The following is a 1,213-nucleotide window of genomic DNA, read 5'->3' as shown; positions in this document are numbered from 1 at the left end:
AGCAGGAGTCAGCGTCTCGAATATTGCCAGCAGTAAATCGAGCACCCCAGACCCCACTCCGGGTAACAATGATGGTAGTGCAGCGGGTGCCAAAGTCACCACCGCTCTGACACCGAGCGCCGATGTCGTCACCACCAAAACCGGGACGAATAGTGCAGCACCAGGTGCCACCGTCAGTTATACAATCACCACACAAAACAACGGACCAAGCACCGCCGATAACGTCACCATCACCGACAGCATCATTCCCGGCTTAACAGGAGTAGTTGTATCCGACAACGGTACCTACAACAGCACTACGGGGATAGTCACCTTCCCCCTAGCCACCTTAACCAATCAAGCCAGCACCACCCGCAGCATCAGCTTCGTCGCACCAGCAGGAGTCAGCGTCTCGAATATTGCCAGCAGTAAATCGAGCACCCCAGACCCCACTCCGGGTAACAATGATGGTAGTGCAGCGGGTGCCAAAGTCACCACCGCTCTGACACCGAGCGCCGATGTCATTACCACCAAAACCGGGACGAATAGTGCAGCACCAGGTGCCACCGTCAGTTATACAATCACCACAAAAAACAACGGGCCGAACACCGCCGATAACGTCACCATCACCGACAGCATCATTCCCGGCTTAACAGGAGTAGTTGTATCCGACAACGGTACTTACAACAGCACTACCGGGATAGTCACCTTCCCCCTAGCCACCTTAACCAATCAAGCCAGCACCACCCGCAGCATCAGCTTCATCGCACCCACAGGAGTCAGCGTATCGAATATTGCCAGTAGTAGCTCTAGTACCCCAGACCCTACTCCCGACAACAATAACGGCAGTGCAACGGGTGCCAAAGTCACCACCGCTCTGACACCGACACCTCCAACACCTCCAACACCTCCAACACCTCCAACACCTCCAACACCTCCAACACCTCCAACACCTCCAACACCTCCAACACCAGTCAACCAACCCCCTGTTACCAACAATACCAACGCAGTCCTAGCGCCCAACAGCACCCTTCAACTTGCCGGACTCGGAGGAAGTGACCCCGACGGAACCATCGCCTCTTATACAATAGATACTTTGCCGAACGCCGCCCAAGGAGTCCTGTTCTTAGGAGACCCAGCCAACGGTGGTGTCGCTGTCACACCGGGTCGAGTGCTGACACCAGCCCAAATTAGCCAGCTATTTTTCAAGTCCACAGGTGCATTCACCGGAGCC

The 1,213-nt window shown here is 55.3% G+C and carries 1 protein-coding gene; it reads left to right on the top strand.

What is annotated here, in order from left to right:
* The coding region (locus AAFP11_RS26935; protein ID WP_341739788.1) for a DUF11 domain-containing protein at positions 1 to 1,213 on the top strand (1,213 nt) is incomplete at both ends.

This window comes from Microcoleus sp. CAWBG640 (assembly GCF_020883015.1).
In the GTDB taxonomy this organism is placed as follows: domain Bacteria; phylum Cyanobacteriota; class Cyanobacteriia; order Cyanobacteriales; family Microcoleaceae; genus Microcoleus; species Microcoleus anatoxicus.
This window is presented reverse-complemented; position numbering and strand designations above follow the sequence as displayed.